Below are 25,045 nucleotides of genomic sequence, written 5' to 3'. Positions count from 1 at the left end.
GTACACGATAAAAACCAAAAGAATGCGATACAACAAAGCCCTTCGTCGGAAGGGCTTTGTACGTCTAACTCGTCTTCTTGTGTAGAGTGGATTTAATGATGAACCAGCGTTAAACCGCTTGGTAAAGCATCACCGAAGACGCGTTTTGATTCGCTTTCTGAAAGCTCTTTCACTTCTTTAACTAGTGATACCCAAGATTCGGGAACTTTACTTTGCTTCAACTTAACCAAGACCTGCTCACGGTAGTCGTCAGAGATATCGAATAGTCGGTCGCCCGTCTTACGACAAATCATTACGGCTGCGAAAGCGATCATTGGCTCTTTCTGCCAGTTCTGCTCTAACAGCTTAGGCAACCACTGTTCTGCTTGTTCACGAGGAATGACGTTGTGCTGGCTGCCATAAAGTGGTGTGCGAGAAGCCAAACGTCCCATCGCCCACCAGTGCGCTTGTTCAAACTGGTTTTGGTTGATCGCTTTACTCAAGAACCACGTTGCCAATAGAACTTTATCTTCCACTTCTAGATGCTCTAGAGAGGCTGAAAGACGCACCATGGATTCGTAACCCATGTCTTGTGCCGCTTTGGCGGATTGTGGGTTTTTCATCGCACCAGGGTGTAGGTATTTCGCGATGTCCGCCAAGATGGTCTCTTGCTGCTCTTGGCTTAAACCACCGGCAATACGACGCCAGAATACCCACCAGTCTGTCCAGCCTTGATGGTTTTTGAACTGAATGTTTTGTTGGTAGAGGCCCCAAACTTGCTCAATGCGCCAAGAGTCTGTTGGATCGCCAAAGCCCGGACGCAGTGCAAAGCCCGCCAAACGAAGCCAGTTTTTCTCGTGCTGTTCAGAACGACGGCGACGTTTACGACCTTGTGCAAAGGTATCAAACAGTTGACGTAGGGTAGTGAAATCCCACTCGTCACGTTTGCCGAGCTTCTTCTCAAGATCTTTGGCTAAGGTTTTGATCTCTTTGCCTTCTGCGCTTTTTTTGTTACCGCTGTATAGGCGAGCGATTAGCCCCTTACATTCGTTCAGTTTAGGGTGAAGCTTAACTTGCTCGCTGTCATCGGTTTGCTTGTTACGGACTTCAAATTCGAGTTCCCAACGTTTGTTGTCGTCTTCTGCGCTGACACATTCCATCTTAAGTGTGCCGACTTCAGTCAACTGACACGCCAGTTGTACTTCTACGCGTTCTTTCTGGTTGGCTTGCAGTTCGGCACCTTCACCTTCAAGGGTGGTGATATAAGGCGGTAGCGGAGCAAACAAGTCTGGGTCAACATCAACCATCACGCCATTTTGAATGGCGGTGTTATTGGTTAAGGTATCGTGGGTAGAAGTCAGCAGGTTAAAGCGGACTGGCTCTCCAAGAGTGAGCGAGAAACGACGACCGCTTAAACGGATCTCGTGACCTTCTTCTGTACCTTTTGCAAGCAAACAGAGCGCTTTGCCCATTTTGTTCTTTTCTTGAAGATGCAAGAAGTAAGAACGGGCTGCACCACCACCAATTTTAAGCTGTGCACCACGACGTGCTTTACCAAAGGCAACGGCACCCAGCGCAACAGACCAATCTGGATGTGGGTTATCTAATACCGTAACTGGTGCGCCGCGCCAATCGGACAGTAGGGTAGTGACACGCTCAGTCACCAGATCACTGTTGAACACGCCACCGTTGAGTAGCAAACCGACTGGAATCGCGTTTTGTTTGTCGTCTTCAATGCCAAGAGCGGCACGAGACACTTGCTGATGCATCGTTAAGAACTCGGCAACGTGCTTACTGACGGCTGGGTCAGCAACGTATGGAAGGCCAAACTCGACAACTGCGCTGCGGCGTTTGTCTGGTACTTCACTGAAATCAGAAAGCGGGAAGAAGCCATCTAATGCGATTTGGTGCACTTCTTGTTTGCTTAGAGCAATACTCTTTGTGCCCCCAAGTAGCTTAGAGCCGCTACCTAACATGGTGATCTTCACTTCGTCAAGTGCGCTCGCTGAAAGCAGGTTCTCTTTCGCTTTACGTGTTTGCTGAATTAGCTTTGTTAGGCTTGCTGCAGTGAGCTTCTTACTTTGATTGAAGCGGCTTTCTGCAAGGTGTGCTAATGCTAAGTCGAGGTTATCACCACCCAGCATCAAGTGTTCGCCAACGCCAATACGATCAAGGGCTAGCTCATCTTGAGAAGAGAAACTTGCTTCAATCAAGCTTAAGTCGGTGGTACCACCGCCCACATCGCACACCAGAATCAGCGGTAGCTCTTTGAGCTCATCAGCTGCGGCTTTCTGATGGCGTGCGTACCAGTCGTAACATACGGCTTGTGGCTCTTCGAGCAGGACGATTTTCTTTAAACCTGCCAACTCTGCGGCTTCAAGCGTGAGCTTACGAGCCGTCTCATCGAATGATGCTGGAACAGTCACAACCACATCTTGGTCTTCTAGCTTGTTGCTAGGGTGACGGTAGTTCCATGCTTGACGAATGTGGTTGAGGTAGCTTGCGCTGGCAATGACGGGTGAGACTTTATCCACGTCTTGCGCGCCAGCCCAAGGGAGAATGTCTGAGCTACGATCTACCGCTTGGTGCGATAGCCAGCTTTTTGCACTGGATACCTGACGTCCTTCTACTTTCGCGCCTAATTCACGAGCCCATTCACCAACGATGACATTGTTAATGTCGCCAGCAACAGGTTCGTTGTCCCAAGGAAGAGTGAGGTCAGAAGGGGAGATTTGACCTACAGCTGGATGATAGCGGAAAGAGGGCAGAAGTGGTTTACGAACGACTTCGCCCGGACCAATCAGTTGGTCGATGTCAAATAGGGATACTTCGGATTGTTCAAGGTTGTCGGTGATTTCACAGTAGGCCACCACAGTGTTTGTGGTGCCGAGGTCAATACCAACAAGGAAACGAGGAGATGCCATACAAAACCAAACCTTCGTGTATTTAAAAACGGCACCCGATTGGATGCCGTTTGACTTCTAATTATTGTTCTTCGTTTGAGTCACTTTTCGCGTCTTCGCGCACATCGAACTCAACATGCCATTTTTGCCCGTTATCTGCGGCGATGGCTTCTAAGTAAAGCGTGCCAAGCTCTGTGACGCGAGAAGCAAGAGTTACTGGAACCACTTCACCTTCACGACGACCTTCAGATACTGGCAGCGTTACTTGGATTTCTGGTAGCTCTTCAAGCTCTTCAGGTGCCCAGTAGTCTAAGTGAGTACCTGCTAGGTCATCACGACGAACGGTTGAGCCGAAGAACTGGAAGTTAACTGGCTGACCGATGATCAAACCAAACTCTTGGCTTGGTACGTCAACGCTTGAGCCTTCTTCCATACCAAATGGTGCTACACACAGTGCTTCCATTGGAGGTGCCATGCCCGGAATCGCAGGCATCGCACTTTCGATACCCACGTAGTACGCCGAAGCAATACCGCCGCGGATACGAACGCCTTGACCACGACGCACAGAGCCGTAGTAAGCCGCACCGCTAGCAACCGCAAGGTCTAGATCCACACCTGTTAGGCGTTTCGCCATTTCTGCGTCTGCTTCAATTAGCCATTCGTTGATCGTGTCTTCTAGACGAGTGGCTAGAAGTTTCGATTTCAGAACGCCGCCGTTGAATAGGATTGCTGTTGGCTTGATGAAGTCAGCCGATTGCGCTGCATCCGCGCCAGGCATACCTGGCATGTTTGCGAATGGGTTGAAATCTTGAGCTTGCGCTGATTCACCACCGCTTTGCGCGTGTGCTTGCTTAGACAAGAATGCTGCAATGTGGCGAGTAATACCCGCATCTTGTGCGTAAGGCAGACCCATTTGTGTTAGTGCACCACGGTTACGTTGAACAGGGTGGTCGGTAATCGCAACTTGAGGGAAGAAACCGTCAACTAATGTCTGTTGTACTTCTTCTTGAGTCAGTTCAGTTTTCAGCGTTGCCCCTAGCAGTTTAGAACCGCGGCTTGGTACAACGATTGGCACTGACTGAAGCTCGCTGTCGTTCAATAGCGCTTCTTTCGCATCGCGACATGCGTGCGTCATCGCCTGAACTTGCCATGGCTGTAGCTCTTTGCCTTCTTGCGCGAGCTTCATCTTCAAGCGGTACGCAAGTGCAAGGTCCATGTTGTCACCGCCAAGTAGGATGTGTTCACCTACCGCGATACGGTTCAGAGTTAGGTTGCCGTCGTCTTCAGTTACTTCAACCAAAGAAAGGTCAGTTGTACCACCACCGATATCGACCACAAGTACGATGTCGCCAACTTCAACTTCGTCGCGCCATTTGTCGTTGCTGTTATCAATCCAGTTGTAAAGTGCAGCTTGTGGCTCTTCTAGAAGCGTTAGGTGCACAAAACCAACGTTGCGTGCAGCTTCTGCAGTTAGATCACGAGCCGCAGGATCGAAAGAAGCCGGAACCGTAATGGTAACGTCTTGATCGGCAAGGTTGTGATTTGGGTTTGCGTGATTCCAAGCATCTTTTAAGTGCTCAAGGTATAGCTCGGTTGCGCGAAGAGGGGATACTTTTTCCACTTCTTCTGGGCTACCTGCTGGTAGGAATGCGTCACGACGGTTTACACCACCGTGGCAAAGCCAAGATTTCGCACTTGCAACAAGACGAATTGGTGTTTTTGAACCTAGGTTACGTGCAATTGCACCAACTAAAGCTTTTGGCTCACTTGACCACGGAAGAACACGTGATTGCGGGTTCATTTCGTGTTCGTGTGGTTGATAAAGGAAAGAGCCAAGTTGGCTACGAGTCTCTACCGTACCCGGCGCAGTCAGCTGTGGGATAGGCATTACTTCAACGCGAGCATCTTCGTCGTGCGTATCAACAAAAGACATCACGCAGTGTGTGGTACCTAAGTCGATACCGACGCTGAATTTAGGCGTCTGTTGTTCTTGAGCAAACGCTTGGTTATTCGTTTCTTGAGAATGATTTTCTTGGTTCATGTGTTCCATTACAGCTCAACCTCGGCTGGAGCAATCACAGAGGCATCGTAGTTTTCAGCCAGCTTAGGAAGGTTCATCGATGTTGCCTTCCAGCCTTTGTGCACTAACGTGCCTTGGAATGGCGCGCTGCCTGTCACGTTGCCAGTAAGGCGGATTTCTTGTGGGTTGAAGCCTTCTTCAACCGTAATACGAGTTTCTTCTTCTTCGTTACGAACGTGCGCAAGTGTCACGTAATCGTTCAATACTTTTTGACCGCCAGTGTGAATAACACGAGCCGCAGCGCCTACTTCTTCATCAGAGAACGAAGTTAGGTCTTCTTGTAGGAAGTCGATCAGACGAGCTTCTTGCTGCATGATAGAAAGTAGCTGCATTGCAGAATCAGTAGAAGCTGTTGCGAGTTTCGATTCAACTTCAACGACTTTTTCTACTTCGACGATCTTCTCAACTGGCTTCTCAACTTCGACGATTTTCTCGACCGGTTTTTCTACGACTTTCTCAACCACTTTTGATTTGCGAGAGACCGCGACTAAAAGAAGCAAAACGCTCGATGCGGTTAGGCCAGCGTGAAGCATATCGAACGTTTGAGGAATTAGGTTCAAATCAATGTTCATGACGTTTTTTCTCTTTCTATTGATTATTGGTGCTCAGTATTGGCTCATATGTGTTCACTAAAACGATCGTCTTTGCGATCTTGCACCAAGTTTAGACATTAAAATGATGACGGATGGTAGCATATTCAAGGCTTAAGGCTGTAATAATTCGTGACTATACCGTACGAACAGCGTGAAAAATCGACGATCGGACTGCCCAGCATAGGTTGTTGCTTGATGTTTGTGCGTTGCTAACGCAGTATTTCAACAGATCCCGAAGTTTAACTTACGGAAGTATCAAAATTACGATATGACACAAAGCACCGCTCACAAGAGCGTTATCAAACGACATTCAGACTCTATTCTAGCTTTCGCAGCGACGTTGTGTGTCACTGCTGGTGTGGTCGGTGCTGCTTATACGATGCAGCAACGGTATACGCAGACGACGTTTGATACTTTAGCTGACCGACAAGCAGAATCACTGAAAGCGAACGTCGAAAATGATTTAAAGTTTATTGGTGCAGGTGCAAACTTTTTTCATTCGATTGAACGCACCTATTGGTCTTCGTTCCCAATGTATGCGGAACAAGTAATCAATAGCTCGCGAAGTCTAATCGGACTTCAATGGATGCAAAAGGTCGAATTCGAAGACCTTGATGAGCATATTTTAAAGACCCGTCAAACATTTCCTGATTTCCAACCGTTTACCGTTCCTAAAGATGACCCCAAAACCTACGGGTACATTTTTGAACACAAAGAGCCAATTTTTATCGCATCGGATATTTATCCAAGAACACCAGAAAACCTTTCTCTATTAGGTTTCTATTTTTCACGTAAACGCTTCGATCTCATCTTGGATGATATATCCACAAATGGGCGAGCAAATGTCTCGGATAAAGTTCGCTTACTGCAAGATGGGTATGACAAGTCCATCCCTAAAACTGGGCTGCTAGTGTTCCATCCAGTGTTTGACTTCGAGGATAAACATTTATTAGGTGTAGTGACAGGGGTGATTCGAAGTACGGTTTACTTTGAGGATTTGATCACGAAAACCGCGACCGAGCTAGATATGTCGGTGCGCGTAGAAGATTTAGGCTTTGACGCAGCAGATGACCCCGTTCTCTTCCAAAGTTCAAACTGGGATAACATTCGAGGAACGGTTATAAGCCGTACCATTCAGCTGCCCAATCGTGAGTGGCGGATTGATTTTAAACTTTCTGATGCCGTCTCTGCTTGGGAGCGTTCTATTTTAGCGGGCACGACATTAGCCGGGTTGGTAATCGCCTTTTTGATTAGTTGGATTGTGAATTTACAGTCACGAGAAAAAGAGCGCTTGGCGGTTATGTTAGAGCTTAAAACCGTCGAATTAAAAAGGATGGCTGAGCGTGACCCTCTAACTCAGTTACTCAATCGCCGAGCGTTTAACGATCATTTGCTTAGCCAGATAAACAAAGGTGTTAGCTTCGCATTGGTTGGTTTTGATATCGACCACTTCAAAATTATCAATGACAAGCACGGTCATTTAGGGGGAGATGAAGCATTGCAGCATGTGACTAAGCTAGTCAGTGCGAATCTAAAGCCTGGAGACCGATTTTATCGTGCTGGTGGTGATGAGTTCTGTATTATTTCTAAAGTCATTGATAAAGAAGCACTGGAAGCTTATCTGGAAAAGTTGCGGAGCATCGTGGCAAGTACGGCTTTTGACTATGGCGATGCTTCAATCATTTGCACGTTAAGTATTGGCGCGGCTGTCCATAAAGATGAAGATCCTGAAAGCTTGTATCACAAAATGGATAATCAACTTTATTTGAGTAAAAAAAACGGTCGTAATAATGTGTCGATTGGCGATTAAATGGGCGCGCAAATTCGAGTTTTACACCGTGTTACGGTAGAATCGCACGCTTTAAAATTTTATGTTAGGAATCAAGACAAACTATGAACCATAACCGTATTGTATGCTTCGATTTAGAAATGTGTTGCTGGAACGAAAATGGTGTCGGCAGCACGGGTGAAATTATCGAAGTTGGGTTGGCTGAAATAGATTTGTCTAGAGGCGAGATAGTCAAGCGAGCTCAATACTACGTAAAACCTGAACATGATGAAGTTTCGCTGTTTTGTGCCGAGCTAACAGGTATTACGCCGCGTAAAATTGAAAAACAAGGGCGCCCATTAGAAGAAGTGCTTAAATCCATGGTTAAGAACTTTGGTGGTCGAAACAAGATTTATGCATCATGGGGCCGAGATGACCTCATCCTGCTTGAAGAGTGTAAGCAAAAAGGTATTGAAGCGCCATTTACGGAGTTCATCAACTTAGCGACGCTTTATCGCATTCAAAATCGTCTTAAGGATAAGCGTATTGGTCACCGAGCAGCTCAAGAAGCAAAAGGCATTGATTGGGAAGGGCGCCAACATTCTGGTTATGTGGATGCGTACAATTTAGCGAAGCTTGCTCTGACTATGCTTTAATGGTCCGATATAGTTCGGCAAACTTGTAATCAAATCGTCATTCAACCATTGTTGTTTTGTCATGGAATCTGTTTAGTGTAGAGCTCGTCAAACATATTCATATCTTGACCAGTATTTTAATAACAATGTCGTTGGCTTATCGAAAAAACGCGCGTAATGCGCGTTTTTTTATGGCTATAGAATTCAATCTTCGCCATCATTTCACGGTAGACTTGAAATAGCTTGCGCGACTTACATGTTTACCTTGTTTCCTTACTGAGATTGCAACTTTGCTCGAATGAACTCACTGTGATCAACGTAGAGTAGTTCTGCTGTTTTGCGGATCACTGCATCTTCTAGTGGATCAATTTCGCCATCGGCATACGCCACTTCCCACATGCTTTTGATTAAGTTGTAGCGTGTTTCTTGAGTCAATTCTCTCAGTTGAGAAGTAAAATCGTACAGAGACGCGGAGTCTTTTATTTTCTGTTGAGCTTGCTCTAACAAAGCATTTGATTCTTCTTCATTTAATGACAGAAGCTTCATCAATAATGAACGCTTTGTTTCTTGCTCTTTATCATCGACGTTATGGTCTGCGCCAGATACTTCACACAGCAAGCACGCGATAGCCATATTCGGAGAGAGTGTGTTGGTTTGGCTTAAATCAGAGCCTTCAATGAGCTGTTTAAATAATGAGGTAAGAGAGTTAAACATATTGAACACCGAGCTATTGTTTATTTGGTTAACATGGTCATAAATACGGTAGATCTCAAGGTGCGGTATCAAATTTAGCACGCCGTTGACAGTCAAGAGCTTTGCTCATCTACCCAAATCCCTCGTACTTTTAAGTTCAGTCAAAAATGACTTGTCTTCAAGAAAGGGCAAGTCATTTTGGGAGCGAGATTTAGCCTTCTGCACGAGTTGGTGGAAAATGTACCTCTTCACCATCGCTCGTTAGAATGCTAATTTGGCTCGGCTTTCCTTCGTCATCAAGACGCAGCTCACCAATAGCACTGTGGTTAACTAAGCGATAAAAATTGTGCGTACTTGGTGCGCGTTTGTAGATCTTTAGCCGCTTACGTTTTGTAAACCAGTTTAAAGGCGAACGAGGGCTATATAGAAGCCTATCTAGACCATCACAAATATTGAGCAATTGGGTTGGGAACTGATTTTTAATCCCGCTACAGGTGATTTGATAGATATTCGGACTATTTTTTCGGTAGCGAAGTTTAATGTCGTATGCAAAAGAGTAGTGCACGTCGCCAGAGAGAATAACGAAATTGGTCGGCGTCTTAGTATGTGTAAAAATACTAATAAGCGTATTCGCACTTCCGGGGTGCGCCATCCAGTTTTCAGCATCGACCATTAATGGTTTACCAAGCATCGTTACTACTCGCTGCAGTGCTTCGATAAATTTCACTCCGAACATCGGCGCGGCAGAAACAATGATAACTTTGTCTTGATGAACAAGTTCTTGGTGGAACTCAATCATTGCTTCCCAGTCCATTAACCCAGAGGGCTTGTTCATTTTAGACTCAGAACGCCAGCGTCTGGTTCGCGTATCTAGCACGACAACTTTTGGCGTCGTCGGAATGGTGTAATGCCAATTCTCAAAGCGATACAAATATTGAATAAATGCATCTTGAGTTTGTGAGGAACGCTCGTTGAAAAAGCGTTGAGCGATACTCATAAACTCATCATTGAATTTTTCTGGCGCGTTTCCCCACCCTTGGCAGAGCCAGTAGGCAATCAGGCTGTTACCGATAATGCGTTTTGCAAAGGCGTTGCTGTACGCGGCTTGTTCCCAGCCTATGGTAAGGTTCCAATCGTCGGTGACATCGTGATCATCAAAGATCATGTAGGTTGGAATGTGAGCAAGTAGGCGTTGAACCTTATCCAGACCTGAGACGAATTTATCTATTTGAGCTTTTTCTTCGCGCCATTGCTGCTGCCATTTGGGATCGAGAGTTGCTCCGCCGACAGTAAACTCATTTTCTAATAAGCGATCTGTCCGAATGAGCTTCCATAAGGTTGGAGACCAAACCAATAAGTACATTGCAAAGCATTCGGCAAAGCTTATTAGATGGTTTTCACACTCTTTGGCGCTGAATATTGGCGTCCCTCTGTGCGGGAAAAACGTACTCAGTAAACTGCCATCATTCACATAATGAGGCAACAATTTGTCCCGACCATAATAACAAGCTGAGTGCTGGTAGAGGGCATTGGTATTTTTTATCGGCGCTTGCTCGAATTCTTCGCCCGGTAAACCGAGTAGGGCAATGACTTGTTCGATGGCGTCCAGAGTAGGGCCTGCAACATGGTCTGCGTAGATTTGGTCACCACTCATGATGAGCATATCTGGTCTTTCTTCGATGGTTTGAGATGCGATTTTATGATCCGCAGCGACCAATGTATCTTTACTGAAGTGGTGGGGATTCCGGCACGAGCCATGCAGAACATAATCTGCTTTTTCGCTGATTAGGAACTCAACGCCCAAATTTGGACAGTTATCTCGTTCATAAGTCAGATGAGGAAGCAGTTCCGTTACTGAGCCGTGTTGCGTTTGTATTTGATAGCGTAACGTTTGATGGGTCGGAAACTCGCCCTTTAATTGCAACAAACAGCACCACGCATTGAGACCGATTTGAAGCTGTTCTTTTTGCTCACTTAAGGGGGCTTGATGAAGGACGGAGGCGTTTTCATCCGTAATTTGCACCATACCCTCCAAGCGTTGGGTGGTGACTAGCCAAATATTGATTTCAGTTGCGGTCACTTTGCGCAAAATCGGACCTGCAACGATAAGAGGAAGTGAAGATGTTTCAGTCGTATTCATCAATGCTGGCAAAACGGCTCCTTATGTGTCAGCTTCTTCTTCTAATATTTCGATAACTTGTGAACTGCTAAGTTCATGTCCCATAAGGAATAAACCTAGCATGGCATCGGCTTTTGACGCGTTATCACTGTCTTCATCCAAAATCTGCTGAAGTCGCGTTCTGATTAGATCTATTTCGTGCTCGACGAAGCCGCGTCCCTCTTCGTCTCCCTGACCATCTTCTGGAGCATTATCAAAGTGCAAAAATAACATGTCACCATCAAGTTGAGTCCCTATCAACCTTTCAGGCAGCCATGCTTCTCCCATCACAATGTCTGGGTCCGTGTCTGCGGGTAAATGATTCAAGGTAGAGATGAGTTCTGATGCTTTCACTTTTTACTTCATTATGTTTGATTTAGAACTAAGCTAGAGTTTTAAGAGCTTGTTACGATAGTAAAAATATTCACAAATAAGCTCATCTAGTCGTGCAATATTAATATAATCTTGGGACTCAAACTGTCACGAGGATGACAACATTTGTCATTGTAACGGCTATCATCAGAAGAACATAAGCTTTAAATGGCAAATCATTGATGTTTGCCTGCTTCTCAACCAACATTTTTCGAACTCATGAAGAGATTAATTCTAACAACACTCACTTTGCCTTTAGCTGCGATGACTTCTTCTGCGTATGGTGTAGAAGAGCAAACGTGGGGAATTGCAGCGATGTATCGCACCGCATCGATCCCGTTTTATACCGCCGATAATGACTCGACGGTGAGTACATTTGTACCAATGATGTTCTTTGAAAACGAGCATTTGTATATCAATGGCATTGAAGGCGGCGTTTTTCTGTATGACGAGAGTGATTCTGACTGGCGCGCGAGTGCGATCATGCGATTGAGATTTGTTGATATTCCCATGTCGCTACAAAATGCCAATGAAGGGGACAGAGTCGACTTTGGTGGTCAAGTTCGTTATAGCATTAACGACAACTGGCGCGCAGAGTTAGAATTAATGACGGACGATGAACTCCAGTTTCACTCTAATTATCGCCTTGCCGCTAATTATGCGTTTGGTGATTGGGAGTTAGAGCCATCTATCACGATTCGATACAAAGACGCTGACTTCAACAGTGAATATTATGCGTTTAAAGATGTTACTGGGGAAAGAATTGGAGCAGGACTTGACGCCAACTTCGGCATCAAAGCGCGTTATCATGTGACTTCCAACTTGTATTTATTGGGGGAGACGAGTGTCACTCGCTTAGATGATAATGCCTACAACAGCCAGCTTGTAGAAGACCGATATCAAGGTGAAGTGTTTGTCGGTTTTGGCTTTTTCAACGATAAAGGCAAAGCTCCGAAATCAGCACTGAGCAATAAACCATACCTACGTATCGCGCATGGTTGGGCGACGCCTTCAAATATTGGTGAAATATTTAGCTTTGAGAGAGAAAAAGACCCATACGACAATCAACTTACTTCATTGTTTTATGGGCACCCGCTAACGGACGAGTTGTTTGGCTTTCCTCTTGATATTTATTTAACGCCAGGTTTGGTTCATCACTGGTCGTCCAGTGTGCAGTCCGCGAGCACAGAATACGTGATGGCGATTAAGGCTTATTATACCGTTAATTGGCCAACGACTTGGCGATTTGGTGTTGCGGAAGGTATGTCATACGTCGACAACATTACCTACATCGAAGGAACCGAAATGGAAGACAAGGGTTATACACCAAGTAAGCTACTGAACTACTTAGACTTCTCGTTTGATGTAAATATAGGTGACTTATTCAACCAAAAAAACTGGGAAAATATGTGGGTGGGTTATTCATTGCATCACCGCTCAGCAATTTTCGAAAGTGCGTCCCAGTTTGGGCGCATTAAAGGCGGGAGCAACTACAATACCATTTACTTCCAGTTCGAGTTTTAGAGCATCGTAAGATGCATATAGGTCGGATTTGCAACTGACTTCTTTATCACCCATTATGAGTAATGATGAATAATACAATGCTGCTTTCAACGCGAACCTTCGTGTATCGTGCCAAAGTTAAGGCTGTTTGTGATGCATCTGATGAATCGGATGGCATGAGCACCATGAGTATCGACTCCTCATTCAATATTCAAATTGAGGCGATAAACTGTACCAACGATGAATTTGCCAAGCGCTTTTTTGTCGTCCACGGGGAAGGGCATTTAGAGGGTGATGAATGGTTAGTGTTGTACGTCAATTCTCTTGAGGTTGACGTTGGAGACGATCTCGAAATTCCGAGTGATGTCGCGTTTGATGCGATGATTGAGAATATGATAAACGAAGCCGAGCAGTCTTTGGAAAAGCTCTATCACGAAGCGCTACACAACTTAGAGAAAGTGAATCGCTCTGGGAGAAATAAGATAATTTCTAAACACGATTAGGGTATTTTGATCGACAAGGGATTGGCGCGAACCAATCCCTTGTTATTTGTATTCTACTTGTTCTTGAACTTAGGCCAATTTACGCTATCGCTGCAAGTTGGCTCTGCGCTTCAGAAATGCCTTTCGCAGCGAAATCTTCACCCATGTTTAGCGCTTCCGCATAAACAAATTCCACATCTGTGATACCAACGAAACCTAGCACGGTACACAGGTATGGTGTGACGTTGTCTGTTGGTGAATCTTTATGGATACCACCGCGAGTCGTGATGACAATCGCTTTCTTACCTTCGATCAGGCCTTGGACGCCGTTTTCAGTGTATTTGAATGTCACGCCAGCACGAGCAATCAAATCAATCCAGTTTTTAAGCTGAGTTGGAATTGTAAAGTTATACATTGGCGCTGCGATAACCAAAGTATCAGCGTTTTTTACTTCTTCAATCAACGTATCCGACAGTTCGACTACCGCTTGTTGTTCTTGTGAAAGATCTTCCGTTGCGCGAAGTGCAGTGGCAACGGCGAAGTCCAAAACTGGTAATGGGTTTGCAGCCAAATCACGAACAGTTAGCTTGTCTTGGTCCACATTTTTGATGAAGTCTTCAACCAGTTTGTTTGATTGAGAGTAATCGCCAAGGATGCTTGATTTTAGAGCTAGTACACGAGACATAATGGTTATTCCTTAAATAAGTGCTTTTGACTATGGGAGCCATTATAAGCGAGGCACGTTGGTTAAAAAGTATAGGGATTCGCTGAACATGTTCGAAAAATTTGAATGTGGTTTCGGTTATCTTGTTGCAGATCTTGTGTGATACAATCCGCGCAGTTTTTGTAATGAAAAGAATAGGAAACGCTTTGACTTCGTCACAGCCCCCAAAAAAGAATCCCGCTGAAGAGCAAGCGACACCGTCAAATGGTGTGCAAAAGGCGACAGCGAAACAAGATAAAGCACCTCAGGCTCAAGTGAATAGCGCGGCGTCTCTACGCAAAGCGTTAAGCCAGTGCATGATGCGTGACCGCTTCCGTTTAAGTAAACGCATTTCTGGTGCGAGCAAAATTAAGAAAGATGCAGCACGTAATGCTGTGTTTGATGAAATTGCACTCGACATTGCTAAATCGATGATGGTTGCGGAACAACGCAGCAACTACAAACCAACGATTGAATACCCAGAAATTCTGCCCGTCAGCCAAAAGCGTGACGACATCGCTAAAGCTATTGAAGAAAACCAAGTGGTTATCGTCGCGGGTGAAACCGGTTCTGGTAAAACCACTCAGCTGCCAAAAATCTGCGCTGAGCTTGGTCGCGGTAAGTTCGGCCTGATTGGTCATACTCAGCCTCGTCGTCTTGCGGCGCGTTCGGTTGCGAACCGTATTGCCGAAGAGATGGAAACCAAACTGGGTGAGTTTGTTGGTTACAAGGTTCGATTCAACGATCAGATCTCTGAAAATACCCAAATCAAATTGATGACGGACGGTATCTTGCTGGCTGAAATTCAGCATGACCGTTTCTTGAATCAATACGACACCATTATTATCGATGAAGCGCACGAGCGCAGCCTTAACATCGATTTCATCTTGGGTTACTTGAAAGAGTTGCTACCACGTCGTCCTGATTTGAAAGTGATCATCACGTCGGCAACCATTGACCCAGAGCGCTTCTCAAAACACTTCAACAATGCACCAATTATTGAAGTGTCAGGTCGTACTTACCCAGTAGAAACCCGTTACCGCCCACTAAGCGGTGATGACGACAATGATCGTGACCAACTTGAAGGCATCTTCGAAGCGGTCGACGAATTGTGCGATGAAGGTTTAGGTGACATCCTGATCTTCATGAACGGTGAGCGTGAAATTCGTGATACCGCAGATGCACTGTCTAAACGCAATCTGAAGAGCACCGAAATTGTGCCGCTTTACGCGCGTTTGTCGGCGGGCGAGCAGAACAAGATTTTCCAACCTCATACTGGTCGCCGAATTGTACTGGCAACCAACGTGGCAGAAACCTCGCTAACCGTTCCGGGCATCAAGTATGTTATCGACCCGGGCACGGCGCGCATTAGCCGCTACAGTTACCGAACTAAGGTTCAGCGTCTTCCAATTGAGCCGGTTTCTCAGGCGAGTGCGAACCAACGTAAAGGTCGTTGTGGTCGTGTGGAAGAGGGTATCTGTATCCGTCTGTACTCAGAGGAAGATTTTGAGTCGCGCCCAGAGTTTACCGATCCCGAGATCCTGCGTACCAACCTAGCATCGGTTATCTTACAGATGACCGCACTTGGCTTGGGCGACATTCAAGCCTTCCCATTTGTGGAAGCGCCGGACAAACGTAACATCCAAGATGGTGTTCGTTTGCTGGAAGAGCTTGGCGCGATTAATTCTGAGGTAAAAGACCCGAAAAAACGCCTGACTTCCATCGGTCGCCAATTAGCTCGTTTGCCAATCGACCCACGCTTGGCGCGTATGGTTTTGGAAGCGCCAAAATATGGTGCGCTTAAAGAAGTGATGATCATCGCAGCTGCTTTGTCGATTCAAGATCCACGCGAGCGTCCTTCAGACAAACAACAATCATCAGATGATAAGCACCGTCGTTTCTTCCATGAAGAGTCGGACTTCCTGACGTTTGTGAATTTGTGGGAATACATCCAAAAGCAGCAAAAAGCCTTGTCTAGCAACCAGTTCCGCAAGCAATGTAAGCAAGACTATTTGAACTACTTGCGCGTGCGTGAGTGGCAAGATGTGTACTTCCAAATTCACCAGTCGATGCGTGAAATGGAATTCAAACTGAACGATGAGCCTGCGTCTTACCATGGCGTACATAGTGCGATCTTGGTTGGTTTGTTGTCACACATCGGTATGAAAGACCAAGAGAAGAATGAATACCAAGGCGCGCGTAACGCTCGCTTTCATATCTTCCCTGCATCGGGTCTATTTAAGAAACAACCTAAGTGGATAATGTCAGCCGAGTTGGTGGAAACCTCGAAACTTTGGGGTCGCATCATTGCCAAGATTCAGCCGGAGTGGATTGAGCCATTAGCCAAACATCTTATCAAGCGTAGTTACAGCGAACCGCATTGGTCGAAGAAACGCGCGGCGGTGATGGCGCATGAAAAAGTCATGCTTTACGGCGTACCAATCGTACCGAAGCGTTTGGTCAACTACGGCAGTATCGATCCGACCGTTAGCCGCGAAATCTTTATTCGTAGTGCATTGGTTGAAGGTGAGTGGGAAACCAAACACGCGTTCTTTAAGCAAAACCGTAAGCTTCTGCAAGAAGTGGAAGAGCTTGAACACAAATCTCGTCGTCGTGATATCTTGGTGGATGATGATGAGCTGTTTGATTTCTATGATCAACGTGTTGGCACCGAAGTGGTGTCTGGTAAACATTTCGATACGTGGTGGAAAAAAGCATCGAAAGAAGCTCCTGAGCTGCTGACCTTTGAAAAAGAGATGCTGTTCAAGGGCGACGCTAGTCATGTCACCGACTTGGATTACCCGAACTTCTGGCATCAAAATGGTTTGAAGCTCAAGTTGAGTTACCAATTTGAACCAGGCGATGATAGTGACGGTGTCACAGTGCATTTGCCGTTGCCGATTTTAAACCAAGTTGAACCAGCGGGCTTTGACTGGCAGATCCCGGGTTTGCGTCATGAGCTTATTGTTAGTTTGATTAAATCGCTGCCGAAGACGATTCGTAAGAACTTTGTACCTGCGCCGAACTATGCCGATGCATTCTTAGCACGCGTAACACCAATGGAAGCGCCGCTGCTAGACTCGCTAGAAAAAGAACTGCGCCGCATGACGGGTGTAGAAGTGTTGCGTGAAGACTGGAACTTGGAACAGGTGCCTGAACACTTGAAAGTCACGTTCCGAGCGGTTGATCATCGAAATCGCAAACTGAAGGAACATAAAGATCTTCACGAATTGAAAGAGAGCTTGAAAGACAAAGTTCAAGAAACGCTTTCCAAAGTGGCAGATGACGATATTGAACAGCAAGGTCTGCATACGTGGAGCTTCGGTGAATTGCCGAAAGTGTATCAACAAAAACGTGGTGGCTACGATGTAAAAGCGTATCCTGCACTTGTTGATAGCAAAGACAGCGTTGAAATCAAACTCTACGAAACCGAATTTGAGCAGATCACCGCAATGCGTGCTGGCCAGCGTCGCCTAATTTTATTGAACGTACCGTCGCCAATTAAATACTTGCACGCTAACTTACCGAACAAATCGAAGTTGGGTTTGTATTTTAACCCTTACGGCAAAGTGCTTGATCTGATCGATGACTGTATCGCCTGTGGTGTCGATAAGCTTATTGAAGAGCAGGGTGGCTTAGTTTGGGAGCCAGAGAAGTTCGAAGCGTTGAAAGAACACGTTCGTGCTGAACTGGGTGATACCGTCGTAGAGATCGCGAAACAGGTTGAGACTATTCTGACAACGGCGTTCAGCATCAATAAGAAGCTAAAAGGCAAGATCGACTTCACAATGGCGTTTGCTCTGTCGGATATCAAAGCACAAATTGAAGGCTTGATCTTCAAAGGCTTTGCGACGGAATGTGGTTGGAAACGCTTGCCGGATATTCTTCGCTACATGCGTGCGATAGAGCGTCGTATGGAGAAGTTGCCAATCGATCCAAACAAAGATCGTTTACATATGCTGAAGATTGAATCTGTGACTCAAGACTATAAAGAGTTGCTGAAGAAGATCCCGAAAGGTGTGGCCATTCCTGAAAACGTAAAGGAAGTGCGTTGGATGATTGAAGAGCTTCGCGTGAGTTACTTTGCTCAACAATTAGGCACTCCTTATCCTGTTTCTGATAAACGAGTCAAAAACGCGATTGATGCTTGCTAATCAACCAGTAAAATAGCGTCAGATTTGTAATTCTCGCGTATGAGATTACTGGTACACTAATTGCTAGTAACTCAATAAGCGTTATTTTTTAGTTCTGGGAGGCAATGGTTCGCCTCCCTTTATTTGTAGTACCAACGACTGAGTTATGCAGACGTGGGAATAATAAAGAGTAAAGGTAGATGATGAAAAAAACTCTATTAGCAGTGGCGCTACTTGGCGCATCTTCTGCGGCAATGGCAGATTCTTGGATTTACGGTGGTGCAACAGTAGGTCAGTCTGACTACAAAGGTGAGACGGATACATCATACTCTGTTCACGTTGGTACAGGCATTCTACCTATCATTGGTATTGAAGCTGGTGTGACGCAACACGGTGAATTTAACGTAAATGGTCAAGACACTAAGCTAACGTCTTACTACGCAGCACTTAAGCCAAGCATCGACTTTGGTCCACTGCATGTATATGCAAAAGGTGGCTTCCACCAGTGGGACAAAGAAGTGAAAGGCGGCAAAGACGATGACGATTTGGATCTAATGTACGGTGTAGGTGCTGAGTACTTCATTTTTGGTCCGATGTCTGTTGGTGCTAGCTACATGAACTACACGGCGGGTAAAGACGATATCGGCACGTTCTCTGTTAACGCAACACTGCATTTCCTATAAGCGTCTAGCTTTCTAACACCCATATGAAAAACACCGACTTTATGTCGGTGTTTTTTTGTCTGGAAGTCACAAAACAAAAGTTGAACATAAATTATTCACTTTTGGATCTTAAAATGCTCATGCTTTCCAATATATAGTGGCGATTAAATACGCATATTTGCGTAATGTTTCGCTTAGGAATCGCTCAGGAAGGGATAGTATGAAAAAAACACTCTCGTTATTAGCTCTAACGTTGTGCTCAACATCAGCAATGGCTGACTCATGGATTTACGCTGGCGGTCAAATTGGTCAATCTGATATCGATAGCGAAAACGATACAACCTACGGTATTCATGTAGGTACTGGTATTTTGCCATTCATTGGCATTGAGGCAGGTTACTTTAACCACGGCAAAGTGGATTTATCACTGAGTGGCAGCAGGGGTAGTGCTGATTTTGATTCATTCTATTTAGCAGCGAAACCAAGCATCGACTTTGGGCCGCTTCATGTCTATGCCAAAGGTGGCATCAATGCATTCAACGTTGATTATGACGGCGGACTGAGAAATTTAGATAAAGATGATGGTGTCTCCTACATGTATGGTGTCGGTGCCGAATACTTCTTGCTCGATAATGTTTCTATTGGGGCAAGCTATCAAGCGTTTGGCGTGGATATTGACAGCGATAGTGACACCGTGAGCAGTGTGACGGGGAATATTACCTTCCATTTCCTATAATACTCAGTCTCTATGAAAACGTTACTGACTTGGTTTCATCGCTATCTTTGAAACCAAGTCAGTGTTACTTATCTCAATTTACGCGCCCATCAATGATAAAGCCACAGAGCGCAAGTATTTCCAGTGCTTTTCGAACGATCAAATTACGATAAAATCAATCGTTAGACCTCATAATTTTTGTGTTGATATTACTTTGTTCTCATCTGCCTTTAACTGAGCCAAAAATGCAATAAATGGCGATTTTTTGCAAAAATATGTGATTACTGCTAAACTTCGCCCCGCTTTAAAACTTTAGAGTTCAAATTAATGGAGGGCGGTATTGGAGTTCTTCTCACCTGAGGGGCGTTTCAAATTCACGTTAAATTTGTATTTATGGATAATGCATTTAAAAAATATAGTATCGACACAACAGACTATCAGGTTGGACAGGACAACGTTCAAAAGTGGGGATTCGACATACATAACCCCGTTTTTGGCATCAGTGCGGGTCTCGTTGTTTTCTGTCTAATTTCACTTCTTCTTGTTGAGCCAACCACTGCTCGTGATGTATTAAACGGTCTGAAAAACGGAATTATCGAACAGTTTGATGCGTTCTTTATGTGGTCGACAAACTTCTTCTTATTATTCGCTGTTGCTCTTCTTTTTTCTCCGCTGGGTAAAATCCGCTTAGGTGGCAAAGAAGTAACGCCGGATCACTCAACCGTTTCTTGGTTGTCGATGCTCTTTGCAGCTGGTATGGGTATTGGTCTTCTGTTCTGGAGTGTGGCGGAGCCGACCGCGTACTTCACTGATTGGTGGGGAATGCCACTGAACGCAGTGCCATACACAGAAGAAGCGAAATCTCTAGCGATGGGTGCCACCATGTTCCACTGGGGTGTGCATGGTTGGAGTATTTACGCACTCGTTGCACTAGCACTTGCGTTTTTTGCTTTTAACAAGGGTTTACCGCTTTCATTGCGCGCGGCGTTTTATCCAATTTTTGGTGACCGAGCATGGGGTTGGTTAGGACATGTTATCGACATTCTTGCCGTTTTATCCACGCTGTTTGGTCTTGCAACGTCGCTGGGTCTCGGTGCTCAGCAGGCGACCAGTGGTATTAACCATGTCTTTGGTCTAGAAGGCGGCATTGGTACACAAATGATTGTGATCACCTTTGTTACCTTTATCGCGGTGCTATCAGTAATTCGTGGTATTGATGGTGGTGTTAAACTACTGAGTAACGTCAATATGGTGGTTGCATTTGCCCTGCTTATTTTCATTACCTTTATCACGTTTGATACGGCGTGGGGTTCGCTACGCGACACAACAATGGCTTACATTGAAAATATTATTCCGTTGAGCAACCCCCACGGTCGTGAAGATGAAACTTGGATGCACGGCTGGACGGTATTCTACTGGGCTTGGTGGGTATCTTGGTCACCGTTTGTTGGTATGTTTATCGCGCGTGTGTCTAAAGGTCGTACGGTTCGAGAATTCCTGTTCGCAGTGATCGTTATTCCTACTGTCGTTACCTTGATTTGGATGTCTGTATTCGGTGGTATCGCGCTTGACCAAGTGGTGAATAAAGTCGGTGAGCTAGGTGCAAATGGTCTAACTGATATTTCACTGACTCTGTTCCATGTTTACGATGCGCTTCCGTATAGCTCAGTGATTTCAATGCTTTCTATCGTGCTGATTCTGGTGTTCTTTATTACATCATCAGACTCTGGCTCACTGGTTATCGATAGTATCACTGCGGGTGGTAAGATTGATGCACCAATTCCACAGCGTATTTTCTGGGCTTGTATTGAAGGTGCAATTGCAGCCGTTATGCTTTGGGTTGGTGGTAAAGAAGCCTTGCAAGCATTGCAGTCAGGTGTGGTTGCAACGGGATTACCGTTTACCTTTGTTCTGTTGTTGATGTGTGTAAGCTTGGTTAAAGGGTTAAGAACCGAACTGTCAGCTTACAAATAAACACTATCCACTATTGAATTTAAATGCCGAGCCTAATGCGCTCGGCATTTTTTATTTCTACTTTTCTTTTTCAATAATTCCGTTACAGTTTGGGCTTATTCCCACCTCATTTAACAGCATTATGTCACTGGCTAAACTCATTCTTATTCGTGGACTTCCAGGTTCAGGTAAAACAACCTTAGCAAAGCAATTGGCGATAGAGCTTGGTGCTAAGCATTTTGAAGCTGACATGTATTTTGAAAATGATGAAGGTGATTATCACTTTAACCCGACTCAATTGTCCCAAGCGCACGAATGGTGTTTTCAGCAAACTCGAAAGTGGTTGAACAAAGGGAAAGTCGTGATTGTGAGTAATACGTTTGTTCGGCACTGGGAGATGAAGCGTTACTTGGACTACTGCGTGAAGAAGCGCATTGAGGTGGAAGTTAAAGTGTGTCGCGGAGCGTATCAAAGCATTCATGATGTGCCACCAGCGACCATCGAAAAGATGCGACGCCAGTGGCAAGAGTGACCGTTACGAGAATCGAGAAACTACTGGCCTCGTCCATCAATCATCACAACGAATGTTTTACTCATGATTGAAAGGTCCATTGAAATCCAAGAGTAGAACGAACCTAAGCTTAGTGCGTAACTGTGATCAAACCCAACTTTACGTCGTACATCTTCAATGCAAGCATCATAGCCTTGGTTAACTTGCGCTAGGCCTGTAATTCCTGGTAATACGCCATATGTGCGTTCTACAAAATAAGGGATTTCATCTTCCAACTTTTGGTAGAAAGCAGGGCGCTCTGGACGTGGCCCGATCATAGACATTTCACCTCTCAACACATTAAACAGCTGTGGTAACTCATCTAAACGCGTCTTACGTAAAAAACGTCCTACTGGTGTGATTCGAGGATCATTCTCGGTTGCCCAAACTGCACCGGAGCGTTGCTCCGCATCAATATACATGGTGCGAAATTTCATGATTTGAAAAAGATCCATTTTTTCTGGTGTACAGCGCCCAACACGCAGTTGACGATAGATCACTGGGCCTTTTGATGTGATTTTTATAGCTAGCGCGATAAATGGGAATAGTGGTGCAGTGACGAGCAAAATAAACATTGCAACCAGTACATCAAACGTTCTTTTCGCGTGGCATACATTTGAATCGTAGCGTGAGTTTTTCATGATGCTTTCCTTATTGGTTGACGCGTTTCCAACGTCCATTTTCCATTCCTAGCAAATACTTCATACCGCCGATGAAATTGGCGAGATGACCAATGACGATGTAGCTAATCAGTTTAAAAGGCTTGACTGTGTTAAGTGCAGGCACCAAGTAAGTGACAAGTGCGATACCATAAACACAGGCTTGAGCGAGCAGCATTACTTGAAAAAGCGGGTTGTGTGCCAGTAGTAGTGAACAAACCAAGCAAACAATCATCAAATAGGGTGTTGCTAAGCGCAGAACCTTTCCCGATAGAAATGCAAAGGCAGTGCCACGATAGCGAGGTAGCAGTAATTTCTTTAATTGCATGAGCTGCTGCATGTTACCCGCTGAAATTCTTAGGCGTCGCTTGAAGTCTGCGTCGTCTGAGCTTTGTTCGAGTTCAAGAGCTAGCATGTTAGGTTCGTAGATAGCGTTATAGCCTCGCAAAACGATTCTCATAGGGAGAATAAAATCGTCATTGATGGTGCTGACTTCAAGTGGTTCAAATAGGTGGGTTCTGAATGTATAAAACGCACCGTGAGAACCAATCGTTGAACCCAGCAAGGATTCTTGGTGCTTCACTCGAGACTGGTATTGCCAGTACGCTGCTTCACCTTGGTTATCGGTACTCATTATTTGATATGTCGCGTTAACCACTCCAACCTTCTCATTTTGATAATGCTGACTAGCTAGCAACAGAGAATCGCAAGAAATCAATGCCGATGTATCACTCAGTGCGGTAATGTCCGAGCTAACATGACGCATTTCTTCGTTGAGTAGGGCAACTTTACCGCGATTGACTTGGTGGTCATTAATGATGAACAGTGTATCGGAGCAGATTGCTTCTTGAATCGTCGCTTGAGCAATCTCGGCTGTGTTATCTGTGCAGCCATCACATGCGATCACCACTTTCAATTTATCTCTTGGGTAATCTAAGCTCGCAAGGTTGCGGATCTTTTCTGCTATCCATTGTTCTTCATTGTAGGCGGGCACGATGACAGTAATAGATGGTAACTGACTGTCTGTTTGAGAGGCTTTGTAAGCTCGCTCTACAAATGGTGCTGTGGTTTTTTGCTGTTTTAAAGGAAGCCATTTAAGTAGCAATGGATAACCAACATGATGATAGACAATCAAAAATGCGGATAAACCAAAACCTGTAATCCAAAGTAAATCATTCATAGCTAGCCTCCTTGGCCAAACGTGAGTAGCGACTCACCATGTCTTTGATATCAAAATGTTTGAGAATAAAAGTTCGAGGAGAACCATGGGTTGATTTCAATTGCTGCGACAAAGCTTCCGCCAAAGAGAACACTCGGTTGGCTTCAACCAATGTGCTGTTAATCGGGCAGAGCGTCTCTTTCACGCCACCAACATCGGTTGCGACACAAGGAATGTCACATGCTTGAGCTTCTAGTGTTGAGAGGGGGAAACCCTCTTGAAGCGACGGTAAACAAAATAAATCGAGGCTTTGGTAAAAGCTGGGCATATCGTCGACCAAGCCTAAAAAGGTAACGCGATCCTCAAGTTTTAACGTTCTAACTTGTGCTTCCAATTGAGCTCGCTGAGAACCATCTCCAGCAATGGCTAGGTGTGTGTTTGGCGTAAGATGAGAGAAGGCTTCGATAAGCACTTTATGGCCTTTAACAGCTTCTAAACGTCCAGCTACTCCAATTACTGTTTTGTTGGCTGGAAGCCCAAACAAGTTTCTCTTGGTTGCTTGATTACCGCTTTGAAATTTCTGGCAATCGATTCCATTATGTATGGTGCAGACTTTGCGGTAATTCAGTTTTGTCTGGATTTGTTCGGCGACAAAGTTCGCATCGGCAACCACATGTGGACGAATCATTTTTAGCAGTAGGGACTGCAGTCGAGCTGACTTTCTGTTATTCAGATGCCAGGCGTCGTGCTCAGTATGGATAATTACTGGCACCTGCGCTAAGCGTGCCGCTATCCCACCATATAATAGTGGACCGATATGGTGAGTGTGGACCACATCAGGCTTAAGTCCTTTGAGCATGGAAGTCAGCGTACTGATGGTTGTCCCGCTGAATCCAGGTTTCTTATTGAGAAAGTGCAGTTGGCCTTGGTAGGCCGAGAGTTTTGACCAGCATTGCAGTGCTTGCGCTTTGCTTCCCTCTAAACTTACGACAAACACGGAATGATTCGGTTGCGCAAAACGAAGCATCTCTAATACGAGCGTTTCCAAACCGCCAGGAGCTAAGTGCTGCACGACGTGTAATATCACTTTTTTATTGCGTTGAGTGCTATTTTGCATTTGTCTGAATTCCATTCTCAAACCCTCGTTGAGTTCTTTGTTTATTCAGGAATTGCAGACTGCGTGCCAATAAATTAAGTGTTTAAAAACATCAAGTTAATGGCGACACATATGAAGTTCGATGTTTATTCTCAATTTGAGATTCATATTAGTGGAAACCTTATGCGGAGTTAGAATAAGCACAAAAAGAAAAGCACTCGCTGAACGAGTGCTTGTCATGGAGTGTTA

At 45.2% G+C, this 25,045-nt stretch carries 19 protein-coding genes; 9 read left to right on the top strand and 10 right to left on the bottom strand.

Annotated elements, in window-relative coordinates:
* Positions 1–92: 92 nt before the first annotated feature.
* The 3 genes from NL643_RS04510 to NL643_RS04500 all read right to left on the bottom strand — a co-directional run bounded on the left by NL643_RS04510 (position 93) and on the right by NL643_RS04500 (position 5,534).
* The gene (locus tag NL643_RS04510) at positions 93–2,903 is read right to left on the bottom strand and encodes an Hsp70 family protein (RefSeq protein ID WP_253643972.1); all 2,811 of its coding nucleotides are present in this window, start codon (positions 2,901–2,903) and stop codon (positions 93–95) included.
* A gap of 61 nt (positions 2,904–2,964) precedes the next feature.
* Complete coding sequence (locus NL643_RS04505) at positions 2,965–4,932, bottom strand: Hsp70 family protein (protein ID WP_253643971.1); 1,968 nt, start codon at positions 4,930–4,932, stop codon at positions 2,965–2,967.
* Positions 4,932–5,534, bottom strand: coding sequence for a DUF2760 domain-containing protein (locus NL643_RS04500; RefSeq protein WP_253643970.1), 603 nt, complete (start codon positions 5,532–5,534; stop codon positions 4,932–4,934). The genes NL643_RS04505 and NL643_RS04500 overlap by 1 nt, the downstream gene beginning before the upstream one ends.
* 289 nt (positions 5,535–5,823) lie before the next feature.
* On the opposite strand from NL643_RS04500, the gene NL643_RS04495 reads away from it, so the two are divergent.
* Positions 5,824–7,365 (top strand): sensor domain-containing diguanylate cyclase, encoded by a 1,542-nt coding sequence (locus NL643_RS04495; RefSeq protein ID WP_253643969.1) that lies wholly within the window; start codon positions 5,824–5,826, stop codon positions 7,363–7,365.
* Between the two features lie 83 nt (positions 7,366–7,448).
* On the top strand, positions 7,449–7,979 hold the full coding sequence (locus tag NL643_RS04490; protein ID WP_005394213.1) for a 3'-5' exonuclease: 531 nt from the start codon (positions 7,449–7,451) through the stop codon (positions 7,977–7,979).
* 252 nt (positions 7,980–8,231) lie between these two features.
* Here NL643_RS04490 and NL643_RS04485 read toward each other — a convergent pair whose 3' ends face one another.
* From NL643_RS04485 to NL643_RS04475, 3 genes are all read right to left on the bottom strand, one after another.
* A complete protein-coding gene (locus tag NL643_RS04485; RefSeq protein ID WP_005394215.1) occupies positions 8,232–8,672 on the bottom strand; it encodes a TerB family tellurite resistance protein in 441 nt (146 codons plus the stop codon).
* A gap of 190 nt (positions 8,673–8,862) precedes the next feature.
* Positions 8,863–10,803 (bottom strand): alkaline phosphatase D family protein, encoded by a 1,941-nt coding sequence (locus NL643_RS04480; protein ID WP_253643968.1) that lies wholly within the window; start codon positions 10,801–10,803, stop codon positions 8,863–8,865.
* Positions 10,804–10,812: 9 nt separating this feature from the next.
* The gene (locus NL643_RS04475) at positions 10,813–11,163 is read right to left on the bottom strand and encodes a hypothetical protein (protein WP_005377676.1); all 351 of its coding nucleotides are present in this window, start codon (positions 11,161–11,163) and stop codon (positions 10,813–10,815) included.
* Positions 11,164–11,400: 237 nt separating this feature from the next.
* On the opposite strand from NL643_RS04475, the gene NL643_RS04470 reads away from it, so the two are divergent.
* Positions 11,401–12,705, top strand: a complete 1,305-nt coding sequence (locus NL643_RS04470; RefSeq protein WP_253643967.1) for a MipA/OmpV family protein — start codon at positions 11,401–11,403, stop codon at positions 12,703–12,705.
* A gap of 62 nt (positions 12,706–12,767) precedes the next feature.
* Positions 12,768–13,187: a hypothetical protein gene (locus tag NL643_RS04465; protein ID WP_225311865.1), complete on the top strand. Its 420-nt coding sequence runs from the start codon at positions 12,768–12,770 to the stop codon at positions 13,185–13,187.
* A 79-nt stretch (positions 13,188–13,266) separates the two neighbouring features.
* On the opposite strand, the gene NL643_RS04460 is transcribed toward NL643_RS04465, so the two are convergent.
* Complete coding sequence (locus tag NL643_RS04460; RefSeq protein ID WP_054867089.1) at positions 13,267–13,851, bottom strand: FMN-dependent NADH-azoreductase; 585 nt, start codon at positions 13,849–13,851, stop codon at positions 13,267–13,269.
* A 185-nt stretch (positions 13,852–14,036) separates the two neighbouring features.
* Here NL643_RS04460 and hrpA point away from each other — a divergent pair, with 185 nt between their 5' ends.
* The 5 genes from hrpA (at position 14,037) to NL643_RS04435 (ending at position 21,864) form a co-directional block, all read left to right on the top strand.
* Positions 14,037–18,023: an ATP-dependent RNA helicase HrpA gene (gene hrpA / locus NL643_RS04455; RefSeq protein ID WP_253643966.1), complete on the top strand. Its 3,987-nt coding sequence runs from the start codon at positions 14,037–14,039 to the stop codon at positions 18,021–18,023.
* Positions 18,024–18,205: 182 nt separating this feature from the next.
* On the top strand, positions 18,206–18,685 hold the full coding sequence (locus NL643_RS04450; RefSeq protein ID WP_005394221.1) for an outer membrane beta-barrel protein: 480 nt from the start codon (positions 18,206–18,208) through the stop codon (positions 18,683–18,685).
* A 199-nt stretch (positions 18,686–18,884) separates the two neighbouring features.
* Positions 18,885–19,400 carry an outer membrane beta-barrel protein gene (locus tag NL643_RS04445; RefSeq protein WP_005394222.1) on the top strand — a complete coding sequence of 172 codons (516 nt, stop codon included), beginning with the start codon at positions 18,885–18,887 and terminating at the stop codon, positions 19,398–19,400.
* Positions 19,401–19,772: 372 nt separating this feature from the next.
* Positions 19,773–21,353: a BCCT family transporter gene (locus NL643_RS04440; RefSeq protein WP_253643965.1), complete on the top strand. Its 1,581-nt coding sequence runs from the start codon at positions 19,773–19,775 to the stop codon at positions 21,351–21,353.
* Between the two features lie 121 nt (positions 21,354–21,474).
* Positions 21,475–21,864, top strand: coding sequence for an ATP-binding protein (locus NL643_RS04435; RefSeq protein WP_167426598.1), 390 nt, complete (start codon positions 21,475–21,477; stop codon positions 21,862–21,864).
* Positions 21,865–21,884: 20 nt separating this feature from the next.
* On the opposite strand, the gene NL643_RS04430 is transcribed toward NL643_RS04435, so the two are convergent.
* From NL643_RS04430 to NL643_RS04420, 3 genes are read right to left on the bottom strand one after another with little or no spacing between them, the layout of a single operon-like run.
* Positions 21,885–22,523 (bottom strand): sugar transferase, encoded by a 639-nt coding sequence (locus NL643_RS04430; protein ID WP_005394228.1) that lies wholly within the window; start codon positions 22,521–22,523, stop codon positions 21,885–21,887.
* A gap of 10 nt (positions 22,524–22,533) precedes the next feature.
* On the bottom strand, positions 22,534–23,721 hold the full coding sequence (locus NL643_RS04425; RefSeq protein ID WP_046875243.1) for a glycosyltransferase family 2 protein: 1,188 nt from the start codon (positions 23,719–23,721) through the stop codon (positions 22,534–22,536).
* Entirely contained in the window at positions 23,714–24,832 is a 1,119-nt protein-coding gene (locus NL643_RS04420; protein WP_253643964.1) for a glycosyltransferase, read from the bottom strand. Before NL643_RS04420 ends, NL643_RS04425 begins: the two co-directional genes overlap by 8 nt.
* Between the last annotated feature and the right edge of the window lie 213 nt (positions 24,833–25,045).

Source organism: Vibrio sp. Y42_MX_L11, assembly GCF_024181785.1.
In the GTDB taxonomy this organism is placed as follows: domain Bacteria; phylum Pseudomonadota; class Gammaproteobacteria; order Enterobacterales; family Vibrionaceae; genus Vibrio; species Vibrio diabolicus.
This window is presented reverse-complemented; position numbering and strand designations above follow the sequence as displayed.

Coding starts and splice junctions, on each gene's coding strand:
- NL643_RS04500 (WP_253643970.1), bottom strand. CDS start 5,534: ATGAACATTGATTTGAACCTAATTCCTCAAACGTTCGATATGCTTCAC.
- NL643_RS04460 (WP_054867089.1), bottom strand. CDS start 13,851: ATGTCTCGTGTACTAGCTCTAAAATCAAGCATCCTTGGCGATTACTCT.
- NL643_RS04510 (WP_253643972.1), bottom strand. CDS start 2,903: ATGGCATCTCCTCGTTTCCTTGTTGGTATTGACCTCGGCACCACAAAC.
- NL643_RS04420 (WP_253643964.1), bottom strand. CDS start 24,832: ATGGAATTCAGACAAATGCAAAATAGCACTCAACGCAATAAAAAAGTG.
- NL643_RS04490 (WP_005394213.1), top strand. CDS start 7,449: ATGAACCATAACCGTATTGTATGCTTCGATTTAGAAATGTGTTGCTGG.
- NL643_RS04440 (WP_253643965.1), top strand. CDS start 19,773: ATGGATAATGCATTTAAAAAATATAGTATCGACACAACAGACTATCAG.
- NL643_RS04505 (WP_253643971.1), bottom strand. CDS start 4,932: ATGGAACACATGAACCAAGAAAATCATTCTCAAGAAACGAATAACCAA.
- NL643_RS04495 (WP_253643969.1), top strand. CDS start 5,824: ATGACACAAAGCACCGCTCACAAGAGCGTTATCAAACGACATTCAGAC.
- NL643_RS04470 (WP_253643967.1), top strand. CDS start 11,401: ATGAAGAGATTAATTCTAACAACACTCACTTTGCCTTTAGCTGCGATG.
- NL643_RS04430 (WP_005394228.1), bottom strand. CDS start 22,523: ATGAAAAACTCACGCTACGATTCAAATGTATGCCACGCGAAAAGAACG.
- NL643_RS04465 (WP_225311865.1), top strand. CDS start 12,768: ATGATGAATAATACAATGCTGCTTTCAACGCGAACCTTCGTGTATCGT.
- NL643_RS04445 (WP_005394222.1), top strand. CDS start 18,885: ATGAAAAAAACACTCTCGTTATTAGCTCTAACGTTGTGCTCAACATCA.
- NL643_RS04450 (WP_005394221.1), top strand. CDS start 18,206: ATGAAAAAAACTCTATTAGCAGTGGCGCTACTTGGCGCATCTTCTGCG.
- NL643_RS04485 (WP_005394215.1), bottom strand. CDS start 8,672: ATGTTTAACTCTCTTACCTCATTATTTAAACAGCTCATTGAAGGCTCT.
- NL643_RS04425 (WP_046875243.1), bottom strand. CDS start 23,721: ATGAATGATTTACTTTGGATTACAGGTTTTGGTTTATCCGCATTTTTG.
- NL643_RS04435 (WP_167426598.1), top strand. CDS start 21,475: ATGTCACTGGCTAAACTCATTCTTATTCGTGGACTTCCAGGTTCAGGT.